Source organism: Mesorhizobium sp. M1399, assembly GCF_040317735.1.
Classification (GTDB): domain Bacteria; phylum Pseudomonadota; class Alphaproteobacteria; order Rhizobiales; family Rhizobiaceae; genus Mesorhizobium.
In genome coordinates, this window is the sequence record NZ_JAMYKZ010000006.1 from 58,352 (window position 1) to 72,567 (window position 14,216).

Below are 14,216 nucleotides of genomic sequence, written 5' to 3' on the forward strand. Positions count from 1 at the left end.
AAAAGTGTGCAGCGGTTTTGCGGTAACGACATGCATCAAAACAAGAACATAAAGCGCGTCGCATGAGGCCGGTCGAACACGACGCGCTTTAGAGCCGGGCGTCTCGCTCTTGCGCTTGCGGCGTCTCAGTTGGTCGATGCGGCCTTCTGCAGCGCCCGCACGCGATCGGCAAGGCTGCGTCCGCCGCTCTCCGGCCGCGCATCCTCAGGCGCTGCAAGCGCCTGGGCGATCGGCGAATCCGGGCCGTCGAGCTTGGCCGTCAAGGCGACGACTTGCGCTGCCAGATCGTTCATCTCTTCGCGCAATGCCGCGCTGGCGCTGCCGGTATCGTCTCCGGCGTGTGATTTCGATGTTTCGACGGCAGCAAGATCTGTCTTCAGCCTCCTGTTCTCGCGTGCCAGCGATGTCAGCCTGGCCTCCAGCCGCTCGCGGTCGGCATCGAGCTTGGCGCTTGCCTTTTCGATGTCGCCGTTGGCGGTCGCATTGACCTGGCTTCCTGGCATGCCGGCAAGGGCCGCCGCAGGCGGGCTTTCAGCGCCTTTCGCCCTTTCGCGAAGGCGCACCAGTTCCTTTTCGCGGCGCTCCAGCCTGTCCTCGCGATCGGCCAACGTGGCGAGCAGGCGTTCGACCTTCTTTTCCAAGTCGCCGGTTCTTTTCTTCTCGGCCTTCAGCGCGTCCCGCAAAACCTTGCTTTCGGCTGTCAATTCCTGGCTGCGCCTGTCCGCCTCCTTGCGCTGGCCGCGCAGCAGCGAAATGTCGCTTGCCAGCTTCTGCAGCTCGGATTCGCGCGCCACCAGCTCGATCTGCCGGCTGCTGGACGAAAAACTGGCGTCGTCATACATGTGCTCCAGTTTTCGCAGTTCGAGCCCGCGCTTTTCGAGCGCGCGCTCGGTCTCCGCAAGCCTCTCCGACAGCTGCTGCAGCTGCTCATCGCGCTTGCGAAGCTCCTCGCTCCTGGTTGTGAGGTCGGCGACGACCCGGTTCTTGTCCTGCCGCTCGGCCGCCAATTCCTTCAGGGCTTCGCGGTCGCGGCCGATCTCGACCAGCTGTTCGGCGGCTTTCTCGCGCAATGACTTGATGGTCATTTCGAGCCGGCGCGCCGAAACGGCGAACTCGGCGCGGACGCGATCCTTGTCCGCCTGGATCTCGGCCAGCGTCAGCGGCATCGAACCCTCGACGCGCCTGCGCGTCAGCGCCACCGCCCGCCGCCAGACGGCCGGGGCAATCATCAGCGCCAGAAAGCCCGCGCAGAGAAAGCCGAGGACAAAGAACAGGATCGACTGGACCAAGATGACTATCCGTTATGCATGGCCGGCCGTTATGGGCGGCAGGCAATGGTCAAAGTTCGACTTTGCCATCTTCGCATGACGGAAATCCGGCGCCGCGGCAAGGGTCTGCCGCGGCAAAGCTCAGACCGTGGGATCACAGGGCCAACCGCAGTGGCGCCATCGTGCAGGTCAGAACGGATTCCAGGTCGCGCGTTGGGTGAGCTTGAGGTAGCCGAGATTGACGCCAAGACGGGCGCCGACGCCGGTACGGATCGGCACGAGCAGCACATTGTTGTTCTTCAGCACGTTGAAACCGACGCCGGCGATGACATAGGCAGAGCCGGCGACGCCGCCAAAGCGGTTATAGAGGCTGCTCACATCGTCGAGATTGTAGACCAGCATCATCACGCGCGAGCCCTCGCCGCCGAAATCCCAGCCGAGCGACGGGCCTTGCCAGAACACTTTGTGATCGCCGGCATTCTTGGTGTAGAGCGTGCCTTCGCCATAGGTCAGGCCACCGATCAGAGCCCCGGACCCCTCTTCGCCGAGCAGATAGCCGTTCGGCAGGCCATAGGTGGCGAAAATCTTCTCGACGACCGTGGCCAGCCCACCCGATGTCGCGCCGAAGAATTTATGACCGGAATCAACGATCTCCTGGGCGGTGTACTCTTGCGCCCGCGCGGCCGATGTCGAAAAGGCGACAAGGCCGATGAGCGCGATCGTCATTGAGATGACACGGAAAAAAGTCCGGTCGTAGAATCGGGAAACCATGCTTCCAATCTCCGTCAGGGAGCACTTTCGCCGACGCCTCGCACCCGTACGGCTCTTTGGCGGCCGTTAAGGATGACTGTTAGGGGCAAACTATGCCGTAATCCTTTTTCAACCATTAAACTCTCACATGAACATGGCGGTTCGAAGGCTGTTTTCGCATGCCCGCGCAGCACCCAGGCTGCGTGAACACACCATTTTCGGCAATGATAATTTTGGATTTGTTGCTGCACGCACAAGCGCTGTGTATTCACAATGCTTGGGAGAGAGGGTGATTCGTGTGGACAGGCGTGATCATGATCGCCCGGTCATTTGTTGTGAAATTTGCAGGGATTTTTGCCGATGGCCGAGCTTTTCACCCTTTCCGCACCCGACCTGGCAGCGCTGCTGTGCAGCCGGGTCTGCCACGACATCATTTCGCCGGTCGGCGCCATAAACAACGGGCTTGAGCTGCTCGACGAAGGCGGCGCCGACGAAGACGCCATGAAGCTGATCCGCCAAAGCGCCAAAAACGCCTCCGCCCGCCTGCAATTCGCCCGCATCGCCTTCGGCGCCGCCGGTTCGGCCGGCATGCTGATCGACACCGGGGACGCCGAGGCCGTGGCCATCGCCTTCCTGAAGAACGAGAAGCCGGAACTGGTCTGGAACGGAACCCGCGCCCTGTTGCCCAAGAACAAGGTCAAGCTGCTGCTCAATCTCATTCTCGTCGCCAACGCCGCCATTCCGCGCGGCGGCAGGCTGGTGGTCACGCTGGAGAACCTCGAGACCGAGCCGCGCTTTGCGCTCGCGGCGAGCGGCCCGATGCTGCGCGTGCCGCCCAAATTCCTGGAATTGCATTCCGGCCACAGACCGGAAGAGCCGATCGACGCGCATTCGGTGCAACCCTATTACACGCTGCTTTTGGCCCGCGAAGCCAACATGACGATATCGATCCATGCGACCGCCGACGAGATCGTCCTTTCCGTAGCCTGAAGTTCTCCAAAAGAGCGCGAAGTATTTCTCCAGGTCATATTTGCGGCACTGTCTTAACATCTGCGAGACGGGCTTGCGGATTGATTGGATGAAGCATTGCGAAAGAAGATTTCGCTTACAACACCTTCAGGAAAATTTTACCTAACGGCTTTTCGGCTTCTTTACCAGATCGGCCTATGTTCCCCGGCAGATGCCACGACGCTGCCGGTTCGCCGCATGGCAAAGAGGGTCCGGGAATGAAACGCTGCATGTTCGTCGACAATTCGAGCGTCATCAGGAAGGTTGCAAAGCGTATCCTGGGCGGCTCCGGCATGATGGTGATCGAAGCCGCCAGCGGCCATGAGGCGATCGAGATGTGCAGTGCCGACATGCCGGACATCATCGTCGTCGACGGCGCCTTGCCGGACATGCAGGCGCAGGACCTCATCCGCCGCGTGCGCTCCATGGAAAGCCCGGTATTGCCGCAAGTTCTGATTTCGCTGGTCGAGGTCGACGTCGGGGCGATCATGCGGGCAAAACGCGCCGGCGCCCAGGGTTACCTGCTGAAGCCGTTCAACCGGCCGCAATTGCTCGAGTGCTTCCGCGCCTTGAAGATTGCCGCCTGACCAGGGGTCGTTCCATTCCGATGAAATCGGGATGAAGCTCTATCTTATTGTTTTACTGCGTTCTTTTCCGAAAACCGGCATCCACTTTCGGGATCAGGCGCTGACGCGGATATCTTCCGGCTCACGCAGCACATAGCCGCGGCCCCAGACGGTCTCGATGTAATTCTGCCCGCCCGATGCGGCGTCGAGCTTCTTGCGCAGCTTGCAGATGAAGACGTCGATGATCTTCAGTTCCGGTTCGTCCATGCCGCCATAGAGATGGTTGAGGAACATCTCCTTGGTCAGCGTGGTGCCCTTGCGCAGCGAGAGCAGCTCCAGCATCTGATATTCCTTGCCGGTCAGATGCACGCGCTGGCCACCGACTTCAACGGTCTTGGCATCGAGATTGACCACCAGGTCGCCGGTGGTGATGACCGACTGGGCATGGCCCTTGGAACGCCGCACGATGGCATGGATGCGAGCGACCAGTTCGTCCTTGTGGAAGGGCTTGGTCATGTAATCGTCGGCGCCGAAGCCAAGGCCGCGCACCTTGTCCTCGATACCGGCCATGCCGGAGAGGATGAGGATCGGCGTCTTCACCTTGGACAGGCGAAGTGTCCTCAAAACTTCATAACCCGACATGTCGGGGAGATTGAGATCGAGGAGAATGATGTCGTAATCGTAAAGCTTGCCTAGATCGACACCCTCTTCACCAAGGTCGGTCGTATAGACATTGAAACTTTCCGATTTCAGCATCAGCTCGATGCTTTGTGCGGTTGCACTGTCGTCTTCTATCAGCAGAACGCGCATTTCATTCCCCTTTTCTGCTGCCGGACCATTTCACGACCCGTCCAGGACCGGAGCAGTGATTGCCTGAGCAGAGGCTGCCATCGAATGGTTAATAAAACCTAATTCCCCGTCCATGACGGTATCAGATTTTTTAACCCCTTTCTACACCTTGTTGAATCCAATAATGAATCACAGACCCAAACCATTAATGCGGCACATTAATAAGCCAGACTAAGTGACTCTTCGGACTCATTGGCCGGGTTTCGCGACGAGTAGCAGAATTTTTACCCGCCCTTAAGTCCTGAGCCGTATGATTAACAATGCCCGTAAACGAATGGTTACCGCCGGCAAAAAACTTTAGGAGTTTGTTTCCCATAGTTCCGGGAAAGCCGGTGGAAACGGGTGAAGCCTGGGCCTTGCCGGGTGAATTGGACGATATGTGCAGGTGTGCGTTTCCGGGAGTGCCGAATCATGAAGTCACGTGAAAACCTCGTTCGGCTGAAGCAATTTCAGGTGAGCGAGAAGCGGCGGCAGCTGCTGCAGCTCGACATGATGATCGCCGAGTTCGAGCGCATGGCCGTCGAGCTGGAACTTCAGATCGCGGCCGAAGAGAAGAAGGCCGGCATCACCGACATCAATCATTTTGCCTATCCGACCTTCGCCAAGGCGGCACGCCTGCGCCGCGACAACCTCAGAAATTCGCAAAGCGACCTCGCCCAGCAGCGAAATGTCGCCGAATCATTGCTTAGCGAAGCCGAAGCGGAGCTTTCCAAGGCCGAGATGCTCGAATCGCGCGACACCAAGGCGCGTGACACGGAAGCCGGCGGCCGCAGCGCCATGATCGGCTGAAAACAAGGCTTTAACGCGCGCCGCACTTGAGCGCTATTGCTGCGCACCGAACGGTGCCGCCTCAGGCACCCAGATCTTCTTGCTGTTCCGCCGCCCGCGCGCGGGCGTTCTTGATGTCGGGCACATGCTGCTCCGACCAGGCCCTGATCTGATTGAGCAGTCCTGCCAGGTTCTGGCCAAGTTCGGTCAGCTCGTATTCGACCCGCGGGGGAATGACCGGGAACACCTCGCGCCGCACCAGGCCGTCGCGTTCCAGGATACGCAGCGTCTGCGTCAGCATTTTCGGGGTGATGCCTTCGAGCTTGCGCGCCAATTCGCCGTTGCGGAGCCGGCCCCGGCGCAACGCACAAATCACCAGGTGGACCCATTTGCTGGCGAGCGTCTCGAGCACCGCGTGCGAGGGGCACGTCCGTCGGAACGCGTCATAACCGGAAGGGAAACAATCTTCGCTATCCATGAGGTGCGTATATATCAAAAAGGTACATACTAGACAAGAGAATATTACTATCCAAATGATAGTGGCATATCAAACCAGCAGGAGAGAGCCTCCCATGCGTGCCATTATCCAGAATTCCTTCGGCGCACCCAACGTCCTCGTCATTGCCGATCGTCCCGCGCCATCACCCGAGGCCGGCGAAGTGCTGGTCCGCATCGAGGCGGCCGGCATCAATCCGGTCGACGGCGCAGTGCGCGGCGGCCACTATCCGCTGCTTGGCGAGCCGCCCTTCATCCTTGGTTGGGACGTTTCGGGAACTGTCGAGGCGCTGGGCTCCGGCCTGTCCGGCCTTAAGGTCGGCGATGCCGTCTTTGGCATGTCGCGCTTTCCCAAACAGGCGGCAGCTTACGCCGAACTCGCCACTGTCCCGGCTGATGAGCTTGCGCCGAAACCTGAAGGCATAGACCACGCCCAAGCCGCCGCGCTGCCGCTGGCCGGCCTGACGGCCTGGCAAGGCCTTGTCCGCCATGGCCGGCTCAATCCTGGCCAGCGCGTGCTGATCCACGCCGGAGCCGGCGGCGTCGGCCATCTGGCGGTGCAGATCGCCAAGGCGCGCGGTGCTTACGTCGTCGCGACCGCCAGCCCGGAAAAGCTCGATTTCGTCCGCTCGCTCGGCGCCGACGAGGTGATCGACTACACAGAGGATGATTTCACCGGAAAGGCTCGCGACATCGATCTCGTTCTGGAGCCGTTCGGCGGCGAGCATGCGGAGCAATCGCTAAAAGTGCTCAAGGCCGGCGGTGTTCTGGTGTCGCTGCTCGATGTCAGCGATGCCACCAAGGCAAAGGCCAGGACGCAAGGCATCCGCGTCGAGCGCATGTCCGTGGTGCCCGACCGTGCCGCTCTGGTGGAACTCGGCAAATTGATCGACGCGAAAAAGCTGGCCGTCCACGTGGCAAAGGCGTTTCCGCTCGAACAGGCCGGTGCCGCCCATGCCTTTCTCGCCACCAGGCCGATCGGCAAGGTGGTGCTGACGGTCTGAAATCCCAGATCGTCGCTCCGGCAAACTTTAAGGGCGCGGATCAGCGCCCTTATCGGACTAATGCCGGTATTGCTGGATGCGCGTGGTGCGCAGCCCGGCAAGGCCGTATTCGTCGATCGACGCCTGCCAGGACAGGAATTCCTCGGTGGTGAGCTTGTAGCGCTGGCACGCCTCTTCCAGGCTCAAAAGCCCGCCACGCACCGCCGCCACCACTTCCGCCTTGCGCCGGATAACCCAGCGACGTGTGTTCGTCGGCGGCAGATCGGCGATGGTAAGTGGGCTGCCGTCAGGCCCGATAACGTATTTGACTCGCGGTCTAATTAGATCGGTCATCGTACTCTCTACAAAAAACTCAAAGACCCAATCCCCACCACATTACCGCCACAGCTTTAAAATTTGGCTAAGCAGACCCTAATGGATAGGTAAGGATCATGAACGCCGCGTTAGTCTTTTCATCGGCATTTGAGATATCTGCCGGCAAGCGCGTTGAACCCGGCTGGAAAAAATGAGCCGGCCTGCAAAGCTGGCGCGGCCGGGACGCTTGACCTATATTCCGGCCATTGGCATTGAAACGCCGCGCAGAACGAAAGAACCATGAACAGCCTCGATCTTCCCGGACGCCCCGAAAACACCCGCGTCGTCGTCGCCATGTCGGGCGGTGTCGATTCGTCGGTCGTTGCCGGTCTCGTGAAGCACGAGGGCTACGACGTCGTCGGCGTCACGCTGCAGCTTTACGACCACGGCGCGGCAACGCACCGGGCCGGCTCTTGCTGCGCCGGCCAGGACATCGACGATGCCCGCCGCGTCTCCGAGACGCTCGCCATCCCGCATTACGTGCTCGATTACGAGGAGCGCTTCCGCAAGGCGGTGATCGACCCGTTCGCCGAGAGCTATGTCGCGGGCGAGACGCCGATCCCTTGCGTCTCCTGCAATCAGACGGTGAAATTCGCCGATCTTCTGGCGACCGCCAAGGAACTTGGCGCCGACGCGCTGGCCACCGGTCACTATATCCGTTCCGGCGCCAATGGCGCCCATCGCGCGCTTTACCGGCCGGTCGACGCCGACCGCGACCAGAGCTACTTCCTGTTCGCCACCACCCAGGCGCAGATCGACTATCTGCGTTTTCCGCTCGGCGGCCTGTCGAAGCTTGAGGTTCGCGCCATCGCCGGGGAGATGGGACTGACAGTCGCCGCCAAGCAGGACAGCCAGGACATCTGCTTCGTGCCGCAGGGCAAATATTCCGACATCATCGCCAAGCTGAAGCCGGCTGCCGCCAATCCGGGCGATATCGTCCATATAGACGGGCGCGTGCTTGGCCGCCACGAGGGCATTTTGCGCTATACCGTCGGTCAGCGCCGTGGCATCGGCATCGCCTCCGGTGAGCCGCTCTACGTCGTCCATCTCGACGCCGACCGGGCCCGCGTCGTCGTCGGCCCGCGCGAGGCGCTGGAAACCCACAAGATCTTCTTGCGCAATATGAACTGGCTGGGCGATGGCCCGCTAACCGATATCCCGGCGGCCGGGCTTGAGCTTTTCGCCAAGGTGCGCTCGACGCGGCCGCCGCGCCCGGCGGTGCTGCATCACCGCGCCGGCGTCACTTCGGTGGAGCTGGTCGACGGCGAGTCCGGCATCGCCCCCGGTCAGGCCTGCGTGCTCTATTCCGACGACGGCAACGAGGCGCGCGTGTTCGGCGGCGGCTTCATCGAGCGCTCCGAGCGCGGCGCCGAAGCCGAGGCGATGCTGACGCGGCTTGCCGTCCAGCCGGCGCGGGTTCCCGCCGAATAGACGGCGTTTTTCGCTTAGGGCCTGGTGTGGGCGACGGTGCCGGCGGTCAGGATGCGCAGCACGCGGATGGCTTCCTCGCCGCTGGTGCGCGGTTCGGCCCGCGTCTCGATGCAGTGGATGAAATGCTCCAGCTCGCGCGTCAGCGGCATGCCCTCGCCGACCGCCACATAGGACGGCTCGTTGGCGGTGAACGCCCATTGGCCGCTGTCCTGCCACACCGCGTGGCGGTAGACGGCAAGCTTGCGCTCCCACGGCTCGACATCGTCGAACACCGCCATCGCCTTGGTGCCGACCACGGTCAGCCGCCGTTCGCGGTAAGGGTTGAGCCGCGAGGCGAACAGATGGCCGCGCAGGCCGTTGGGAAAGCGCATGTGCAGATGCGCAAAGTCGCTGAGATTGTCGAGAAGGGCAGCGCCTTCGCCGCGCACCTCGACCGGCTCGGTGCCGGTGATGGCCAGGATCATCGACAGATCGTGCGGCGCCAGATCCCACAACGCATCGTTTTCGGTGTGGAACTTGCCGAGGCCGAGCCGATGCGAATGGATGTAGCGGACCTCGCCGAGCTCGCCATTGTCGATCAGCGCCTTCAGCGTCTCGAATGCGGGATGGAAGCGCAGCACATGGCCGACCATGAAGACACGGCCATTGTCGGCGGCAGCCTGCACCGAGCGCTCGGCGTCGGGCACCGTCAGCGCGATCGGCTTCTCCACCAGCACGTCCTTGCCGCCGAGCACGGCGCGCACCGCCATGTCGGCATGGAACTGCGGCGGCAGCGCCATGACGATGGCGTCGACATCGTCGCGGGCAAACAGCGCCTCCGGCTCGATCGCCAGGCAATCCTGCTCGCTGGCAAAACCTTCCGCACGCGCAGGGTTGACGTCCGAAACCGCGTGCAGCGCGCCGAGCGCCTTGAGGGTGCGGATGTGGTTGCTGCCCCAGTATCCGCAACCGAGGACTGCAATGCGCGGTTTCATCAATTTCTGACCATGGCTTTCGTGGGCGAGACATAGCGACGTGCCTCGCCGAACTCAACCCCGGCCTGTGCGCCCAAATGTCTGCCCGGCAAAGCTTTAGGCGCCAGCAATATGCCGGCGCGGCAGCCACTTCGATGCTTGACAGGCTTGGCCTCGCAACCTTATATCCGCGCGACCTTGGCGAACGCGCCGATATGCCTGCCGATTTAAGCTGGATTTCGGGCCTTCGCCGCCCTGGCGGGGTAGCTCAGTTGGTTAGAGCACGGGAATCATAATCCTGGGGTCGGGGGTTCAAGTCCCTCTCCCGCTACCATCGCTCCCCCCCGAACGGAGACGCGGTGGCTCAGGCCCTGGTCGACCATGTTGGACAGATATCCATCGATCAGGATCGACGGCTGCTCACCCGCCTTTGGCGGGTAGACCGTCACTGTGGTCACGACGTCGCGGACGATCTTCTTGGCCTCTTCAGAGACGAAACCGTTGTCGCCGATCGCCGCGGCGAGCGCTTCGAGATCTCTGATATAGCGGGTGACCAGCGCCGGCTTCAGCGTAACGACCTTGGGCGGCTGCGGCGTCACCGCGAGCTCGCCCTCGAGGCGCTGGCGCTCAGCGCGCAGCTCGGGCAGGCGCTGCTCGGCCTCGGCTTCGGAGATCATACCTTTGACGTAGGCGTTCAGCACCCGGTCATATTCGCGCTTGGCAGCGTCAAGCCGTTGCGCTGCCTTTTCGCGCGAGGCGCCCTGCCCCGAATAGAGCTTTTGATGCTCATCATTGTAGGCGGCGACATAGTGGTCGATCAGCGCCTTGTCGTTCAGCCTGGCGCGCAAACCGTCCAGCACCGTCGCCTCGATATGATCGACGGCATAGGGCCGCGTGTTGGTGCACGAGCGCGATTCCTTGGCGCGCGTGCAGACGATGCGGGTCAGCCGTCCCATCTTGTCCTTCACCGACATGCCCGAGCCGCAGGCGCCACAGCGAAGCAGACCTGAAAGCAGCCGCGTGTTCTTGCGCTGCGGCGTCTCGCAACGATTGCGCGGCTTGCGGTTGTTGACCGCGGCGAACAGCTCGGCCGGCACGATGCGCAGATGCTCGGCGGCATGCTCCTGCCACTCGGACTTCGGATTGACGCGCGACTGGCGCCGGCCGCTATCCGGATCCTTGACCATGTGGACACGGTTCCAGACGATGCGGCCGTCATAGATGGCATTCTGCAGAATGCCGTAGCCTCGCTTTGGGTTGCCGTTGATAGTCCCACCCGACCAGTAGCGACCGCGCGGCGGGGCAATGTTGTCATCGTTCAACCCGCCGGCGATGTCGCGCGGCGTTCGGCCGGCCGCATACTCCTCGAAGATGCGCAGCACGATCGCCGCTTCTTCCGGCAAGATCGACAGTTCGCCAAGCTTTCCCGGCACCGGCGCATAGCCATAGGCCTTGCCGCCGGCGCTGCGGCCGTCGCGCACCACGCCGGCCATGCCGCGCCGCACCTTCTGCGCAAGATCCTGTAGATATAGCGCGCCGACCAGGCCGCGGATGCCGATCTGCACGATGTCTGCCCGGCCGTCATGCACGGCGCGGATTTCGATGCCGAGATGGGTGAGCCGCTTGTAGATGCCGGCGAGGTCTTCCTGGTCGCGCGACAGGCGGTCAAGCGCCTCGACGATGGGGACGTCGAACAGGCCGTCGCGCGCGGCGTCCATCATCGACAGCACGCCGTCGCGGCCCATGATCGAGGCGCCGGAGCGGGCGCGGTCGTGAAAGACGGTAGCGACGGTCAGCTGCTGCTTGGCGGCATAGTCCGAGCAGAGCGCTACCTGGTCCTCAATCGACCTGTCGGTCTGCAGGTCGCTTGAATAGCGGGCATAGAGTGCCGCTCGTTTCATGGGTGTTCTCCTGGCGGCGCTCATAAGCGTCGCGCGCCGCCTGACGCGCAAGGGCCTCGACGAGGCGCGCCAGCGCCGCGGGCAGCGAGGAACCGCCGCCACAAGAGACGAGGAACCGCCGCCACAAGAGACGAGGCGGCCTTCGAGGTCGAGCGCGAGTTCACGTGCTTCATCGCCGAGACTAATAAGTACCGGTGCTGATGCCGCGACGGTTTTACAATCCCGCCGTAACCCGTTGATATCATACAAGCGACTTTCCGCCTGTTTTACAGGCAAGTCCTTGGAATCGGGTCGAAAGGGCTAGCTTCCCAAGCTGAACGCCTATCTGCCCTCAGTTTGAATTGGAAACTCGATTCTGCTATGAACCGGCAATGACCAAGACCTACTGGAAGACCATTGCAAAGCGCGCCTGGCGGGAAAGTCTCGCATCGGTCAGATGGAACAATTGGGAGCGCATTCTAGTTACTCTGGCTCCGCTTTTCGCTGTGTTTTTTGCCACTTGGTATTTCCTTGGCGATATGTCCGGAGCGCTAGTAAAGCTTGTGGCGGCCGTAGGTATGACAACGGTGCTGGCGGCGATTTTCTTTGTGTCGAAACTTCTTACTGTGCCCGCGAAACTGCAGGCCGAAGTTGAAGAGAGATTGAGCGCGACGACGAAGGCCGTTGATAAGGATGCTGCTCAAAAGGACCTAATCGCCAATCGCGTTGAAATCGTCCGGCAATTTGCCGGACTGTACGTCCTAAGCCACGACGGCATAACTTCTCGTATGATGGCAGGACTAGAGCTTCCTCCTGCCAAGTGGCTAAACACAGAATTGACTAATGCAGGCCACAACTGGCGAGTTCGCAACATCTCCGGCTCCAATTTTGAGATGGTCGAAGATTGATTGCCGCTAACACTGGCCTCGGTCTTTGATAGACCATGGCCTGGGGGTTCTGGTTTCAACTTTTGTCCATTTTCGTGCGAATTCGGCCTCACGAACAATCGAAACTGTCGTTGATCAGAATGGCCTTTTCACTGGCCTGTCACGCCGGCATTCTAACCGCCCCGCTCTGACACAGCCTAGTGCGGGCTAAACGGACAACCTATCAATGAGGCGAACAATCACTTCGTCGTCTACTTTCTTCTTCCGGGCTCCTAACGGTAATGATTCAAAATGTGTCGCCGCCCGTCTGCGGCCCGCCGTTTCGCCCGAAATCAGGGAACGATATCGGCCCCCATGTATTAGAAATCAATGGACACTATGGAACCCCACGGCCACGGGATGGCGGCCGATATTTTGACGTCAGAAGTTGCCAACGCCAGGCAGCGCATTCACCGGACCGAGCTCGCGCTTCAACGCACTGAAGAAATGCTGGCCGAGAATCTCGCGATGTGCAGAAGAATACAGGCCGCGCAACGGCGCGTGGTAGAGGCGAGATCGCGGCTGACGAAGATCGATCCCTGCAGCGCTGACAGAGTTCGCACGGGTCACGCAGCGGTCCCTCCGGGCTGACTGCCACGACAGGACTGCCTGATCATCTCGACTTGGACCGCAGACCAGAACGCGCTTTCTAGTTGCCTGACTTTTCTGCCGAGCGATAGGCGTTGACGAGCCGCTCGACACGTTCCCGCGTCACGGTCTTCCACTGGTCGGAAGGTTTGTCTTTGCCTTTTGCGGGCAGGTCTGCCGACTGAACCAGGTCCGGAGATTGAGCAGGTCGACTGAGCAGCATCATCGGACGATCTCGTCCCGGCCTTCCGGCCAGCCCTTTGCGAGCGTAAGGTCGGACATCGGAACGAAAGTCGGCTCCGCGAATTCTACTGCGAGATAATTGGAATCGTCGCCCATGAGGCTCGCGACCCTCCACCTTGAAACTGCGAGATACGGCGACGTATTTCGCGCAGCAAGGCTCGCGCAGCTGAGGCGGGAAATGGTGAGGCATATCCAGCGCACAGACGCCTCGGCTCAAAAAGTCGAGCAAGCGCTGGCTAGGTTGGCCGAAGCAAACGCACCCATGGACCGGCTCGCGCGGCATCAGTAGGGCCACGCTCATGTCCGCCTCCGCATCGGCACGATGTTGAGACGGCCGCGCACATAACTGATTTGCTCGAGACCTGATCGACATGGTTGGCACCGATCGTGCATCGCTGCTGCAAGAAGCCAGGATTCTGAAGGCGCATGGAGGTCTTACTTCCTGACCGAGTCCTGCCAGCCGAATGGTATTGGAACATTCGGGGGGGAAGCAGCAAAACGGGCTCTCGCTACCATAAACGTAATTTAGACCCGCCCCTTGGCGGGTTTTTCATTTCCGTCGCCGAGTTGGGTGCGCGCGGTTTCGCGGCTGACGCCGCGTGCAATTGCCGCCGCAGCATCCTCCCGTTTGACCAACCGGATGGACGCGCCGAGATGATGTCCTTCATTCCACGCTTCGCTGGTCGGAGAAAACCCGAACGGGCACGAGGCGTGCTATTCGCTGTGGCGGTGAGCCTGACAACGTCGCTGTCGGCCACGGCGGAGCAGGTTTCCTCGGTGGATCTCGAACTGGTTCTTTGTGTCGATGTATCGTCTTCAACGAGCGAGACGGAACAACGGCTGCAGCGGGAGGGATATGTCAACGCACTGCTCGATGCCGAAGTGTTGCAGTCCATTAGAATCCGGCCGGCGTGGTAATGCCCATATCGGTCTCCTTCGACCAATATGAATCATAGGCCGTCCATCAAAGGAATCCTGAATCCCTTAATTCGCGACTGACTTTTAGCCCGGTGGCGGGGCAGCCACAGGGTGGACATTTCAGCCCACATGGAAAATGATCATGTTGCCATGCACAACACTGCAGTGCTCTGATCTCGACGAGAAGCCTGAGCGTAGAAGCGGATCAACCGACC

16 protein-coding genes and 1 tRNA gene are annotated in these 14,216 nt (G+C 61.1%); 8 read left to right on the top strand and 9 right to left on the bottom strand.

From position 1 onward, the window contains the following. Positions 1-125: 125 nt before the first annotated feature. Both NKH05_RS11780 and NKH05_RS11785 read right to left on the bottom strand, forming a co-directional pair. Complete coding sequence (locus NKH05_RS11780; RefSeq protein WP_352482035.1) at positions 126-1,289, bottom strand: coiled-coil domain-containing protein; 1,164 nt, start codon at positions 1,287-1,289, stop codon at positions 126-128. Positions 1,290-1,457: 168 nt separating this feature from the next. Further along, the gene (locus NKH05_RS11785) at positions 1,458-1,994 is read right to left on the bottom strand and encodes a DUF1134 domain-containing protein (RefSeq protein WP_245278600.1); all 537 of its coding nucleotides are present in this window, start codon (positions 1,992-1,994) and stop codon (positions 1,458-1,460) included. Between the two features lie 384 nt (positions 1,995-2,378). Between NKH05_RS11785 and chpT the strand changes: the two genes are divergently transcribed. Together chpT and NKH05_RS11795 are read left to right on the top strand one after the other, a co-directional pair. Beyond that, on the top strand, positions 2,379-3,008 hold the full coding sequence (chpT, locus tag NKH05_RS11790; RefSeq protein ID WP_023719273.1) for a histidine phosphotransferase ChpT: 630 nt from the start codon (positions 2,379-2,381) through the stop codon (positions 3,006-3,008). A gap of 236 nt (positions 3,009-3,244) precedes the next feature. Beyond that, positions 3,245-3,613: a response regulator gene (locus tag NKH05_RS11795; RefSeq protein WP_352817924.1), complete on the top strand. Its 369-nt coding sequence runs from the start codon at positions 3,245-3,247 to the stop codon at positions 3,611-3,613. A gap of 93 nt (positions 3,614-3,706) precedes the next feature. Here the strand turns inward: NKH05_RS11795 and ctrA are convergent, their stop codons facing one another. Next, entirely contained in the window at positions 3,707-4,402 is a 696-nt protein-coding gene (gene ctrA / locus NKH05_RS11800) for a response regulator transcription factor CtrA (RefSeq protein WP_006203583.1), read from the bottom strand. 450 nt (positions 4,403-4,852) lie between these two features. Here ctrA and NKH05_RS11805 point away from each other — a divergent pair, with 450 nt between their 5' ends. Further along, positions 4,853-5,230 carry a flagellar export protein FliJ gene (locus NKH05_RS11805; protein WP_023719275.1) on the top strand — a complete coding sequence of 126 codons (378 nt, stop codon included), beginning with the start codon at positions 4,853-4,855 and terminating at the stop codon, positions 5,228-5,230. A gap of 61 nt (positions 5,231-5,291) precedes the next feature. Here NKH05_RS11805 and NKH05_RS11810 read toward each other — a convergent pair whose 3' ends face one another. Then, entirely contained in the window at positions 5,292-5,687 is a 396-nt protein-coding gene (locus NKH05_RS11810) for a winged helix-turn-helix transcriptional regulator (RefSeq protein WP_352856596.1), read from the bottom strand. Positions 5,688-5,781: 94 nt separating this feature from the next. Here NKH05_RS11810 and NKH05_RS11815 point away from each other — a divergent pair, with 94 nt between their 5' ends. After that, positions 5,782-6,708 (top strand): NADP-dependent oxidoreductase, encoded by a 927-nt coding sequence (locus NKH05_RS11815; RefSeq protein WP_023719277.1) that lies wholly within the window; start codon positions 5,782-5,784, stop codon positions 6,706-6,708. A gap of 57 nt (positions 6,709-6,765) precedes the next feature. On the opposite strand, the gene sciP is transcribed toward NKH05_RS11815, so the two are convergent. Further along, positions 6,766-7,041 carry a CtrA inhibitor SciP gene (gene sciP, locus NKH05_RS11820; protein ID WP_023679563.1) on the bottom strand — a complete coding sequence of 92 codons (276 nt, stop codon included), beginning with the start codon at positions 7,039-7,041 and terminating at the stop codon, positions 6,766-6,768. Between the two features lie 261 nt (positions 7,042-7,302). Here sciP and mnmA point away from each other — a divergent pair, with 261 nt between their 5' ends. Further along, positions 7,303-8,493, top strand: coding sequence for a tRNA 2-thiouridine(34) synthase MnmA (gene mnmA / locus NKH05_RS11825; RefSeq protein ID WP_352965506.1), 1,191 nt, complete (start codon positions 7,303-7,305; stop codon positions 8,491-8,493). A gap of 14 nt (positions 8,494-8,507) precedes the next feature. Here the strand turns inward: mnmA and NKH05_RS11830 are convergent, their stop codons facing one another. After that, positions 8,508-9,467, bottom strand: a complete 960-nt coding sequence (locus NKH05_RS11830) for a Gfo/Idh/MocA family protein (RefSeq protein ID WP_352482033.1) — start codon at positions 9,465-9,467, stop codon at positions 8,508-8,510. Positions 9,468-9,703: 236 nt separating this feature from the next. Between NKH05_RS11830 and NKH05_RS11835 the strand changes: the two genes are divergently transcribed. Then, positions 9,704-9,780, top strand: a tRNA-Met gene (locus NKH05_RS11835). Here the strand turns inward: NKH05_RS11835 and NKH05_RS11840 are convergent. Beyond that, positions 9,737-11,371, bottom strand: a complete 1,635-nt coding sequence (locus tag NKH05_RS11840) for a recombinase family protein (protein ID WP_352965515.1) — start codon at positions 11,369-11,371, stop codon at positions 9,737-9,739. The two genes, NKH05_RS11835 and NKH05_RS11840, sit on opposite strands and share 44 nt — an antisense overlap. A 347-nt stretch (positions 11,372-11,718) precedes the next feature. Between NKH05_RS11840 and NKH05_RS11845 the strand changes: the two genes are divergently transcribed. Further along, positions 11,719-12,234, top strand: a complete 516-nt coding sequence (locus NKH05_RS11845; protein ID WP_352965509.1) for a hypothetical protein — start codon at positions 11,719-11,721, stop codon at positions 12,232-12,234. Between the two features lie 399 nt (positions 12,235-12,633). Here the strand turns inward: NKH05_RS11845 and NKH05_RS11850 are convergent, their stop codons facing one another. Together NKH05_RS11850 and NKH05_RS11855 are read right to left on the bottom strand one after the other, a co-directional pair. Next, positions 12,634-12,822 carry a hypothetical protein gene (locus NKH05_RS11850; protein WP_352482032.1) on the bottom strand — a complete coding sequence of 63 codons (189 nt, stop codon included), beginning with the start codon at positions 12,820-12,822 and terminating at the stop codon, positions 12,634-12,636. 79 nt (positions 12,823-12,901) lie between these two features. Next, on the bottom strand, positions 12,902-13,066 hold the full coding sequence (locus NKH05_RS11855; protein WP_023719283.1) for a hypothetical protein: 165 nt from the start codon (positions 13,064-13,066) through the stop codon (positions 12,902-12,904). A 443-nt stretch (positions 13,067-13,509) separates the two neighbouring features. Here NKH05_RS11855 and NKH05_RS11860 point away from each other — a divergent pair, with 443 nt between their 5' ends. Then, positions 13,510-14,001 (top strand): DUF1194 domain-containing protein, encoded by a 492-nt coding sequence (locus NKH05_RS11860; protein ID WP_352642748.1) that lies wholly within the window; start codon positions 13,510-13,512, stop codon positions 13,999-14,001. Positions 14,002-14,216 lie beyond the last annotated feature (215 nt).

What these genes read in the sequence shown, in the direction of transcription:
- NKH05_RS11785 (WP_245278600.1), bottom strand. Translation starts at nt 1,994, where the DNA reads ATGACGATCGCGCTCATCGGCCTTGTCGCCTTTTCGACATCGGCCGCG.
- chpT (WP_023719273.1), top strand. Translation starts at nt 2,379, where the DNA reads ATGGCCGAGCTTTTCACCCTTTCCGCACCCGACCTGGCAGCGCTGCTG.
- NKH05_RS11795 (WP_352817924.1), top strand. Translation starts at nt 3,245, where the DNA reads ATGAAACGCTGCATGTTCGTCGACAATTCGAGCGTCATCAGGAAGGTT.
- ctrA (WP_006203583.1), bottom strand. Translation starts at nt 4,402, where the DNA reads ATGCGCGTTCTGCTGATAGAAGACGACAGTGCAACCGCACAAAGCATC.
- NKH05_RS11805 (WP_023719275.1), top strand. Translation starts at nt 4,853, where the DNA reads ATGAAGTCACGTGAAAACCTCGTTCGGCTGAAGCAATTTCAGGTGAGC.
- NKH05_RS11810 (WP_352856596.1), bottom strand. Translation starts at nt 5,687, where the DNA reads ATGGATAGCGAAGATTGTTTCCCTTCCGGTTATGACGCGTTCCGACGG.
- NKH05_RS11815 (WP_023719277.1), top strand. Translation starts at nt 5,782, where the DNA reads ATGCGTGCCATTATCCAGAATTCCTTCGGCGCACCCAACGTCCTCGTC.
- sciP (WP_023679563.1), bottom strand. Translation starts at nt 7,041, where the DNA reads ATGACCGATCTAATTAGACCGCGAGTCAAATACGTTATCGGGCCTGAC.
- mnmA (WP_352965506.1), top strand. Translation starts at nt 7,303, where the DNA reads ATGAACAGCCTCGATCTTCCCGGACGCCCCGAAAACACCCGCGTCGTC.
- NKH05_RS11830 (WP_352482033.1), bottom strand. Translation starts at nt 9,467, where the DNA reads ATGAAACCGCGCATTGCAGTCCTCGGTTGCGGATACTGGGGCAGCAAC.
- NKH05_RS11840 (WP_352965515.1), bottom strand. Translation starts at nt 11,371, where the DNA reads ATGAGCGCCGCCAGGAGAACACCCATGAAACGAGCGGCACTCTATGCC.
- NKH05_RS11845 (WP_352965509.1), top strand. Translation starts at nt 11,719, where the DNA reads ATGACCAAGACCTACTGGAAGACCATTGCAAAGCGCGCCTGGCGGGAA.
- NKH05_RS11855 (WP_023719283.1), bottom strand. Translation starts at nt 13,066, where the DNA reads ATGATGCTGCTCAGTCGACCTGCTCAATCTCCGGACCTGGTTCAGTCG.
- NKH05_RS11860 (WP_352642748.1), top strand. Translation starts at nt 13,510, where the DNA reads ATGGAGGTCTTACTTCCTGACCGAGTCCTGCCAGCCGAATGGTATTGG.